Below are 671 nucleotides of genomic sequence, written 5' to 3'. Positions count from 1 at the left end.
ACCCTCACGACGATCGGGAACGACAACGGCGGTCGTCTCGTCGGCCTCACTGCCGGGCACTGTGGTTCGCCGGGCATGACGGTCAAGGCCGAGTACGACATCCCCGCCGGTGCCGTGGGGCGCGTCGTGTCGGTCAACGGCAATCTCGACTACGCCGTCATCGAGTTCGACCGCGCCAAGGTCGTACCCGTCAACCGGGTGGGCAACGTGGCCATCACCGGTGTCGGTGCCCCGGCCGGTTTCCCCGATATCGCCTGCAAGGAAGGCCGCACCACCGGAAACACGTGCGGTGTCGTGTGGGGCGACGTGTTCGGCACACAGGAGACGTGGAGCCAGGTCTGCGTTGTCGAGGGCGATTCCGGTGCTCCGCTCGTCGTCGGCACCACGCTCGTCGCGATGGTCAACGCCTACCTGTACGCACCGTGTGTCGGCCCGGAAGTCGGCACCAACATCGACATCATCCTGGGCGATATGAACGCGCGGGGCGGCGCCGGGGCCGGATTCCGTCCGATCTGATCCGACCCCGGCCTCGCGACCGTTCAACCGGCTCTCACCCGCACACCGCACCCTGCGACGCAGAGCCGACGAGCTTGGTGTACTTCGCGAGCACTCCACGGGTGTAGCGCGGCGGCAGTGGCTCCCAGCCCTGCCGCCGCGTCGTCATCTCGGCG

The 671-nt window shown here is 68.1% G+C and carries 1 protein-coding gene; it reads left to right on the top strand.

All coding sequences use genetic code 11. The annotated features are described in order from the left end of the window. On the top strand, window positions 1-516 hold a 516-nt coding region (locus Q8814_RS26380), incomplete at its 5' end, for a chymotrypsin family serine protease (protein ID WP_330154857.1). Window positions 517-671: the final 155 nt, after the last annotated feature.

The organism is Rhodococcus chondri (assembly GCF_036327435.1).
In the GTDB taxonomy this organism is placed as follows: Bacteria; Actinomycetota; Actinomycetes; order Mycobacteriales; family Mycobacteriaceae; genus Rhodococcus; species Rhodococcus chondri.
The sequence above is the reverse complement of the archived record's forward strand: the minus strand, read 5'-3'. Positions and strand labels throughout refer to the sequence as shown.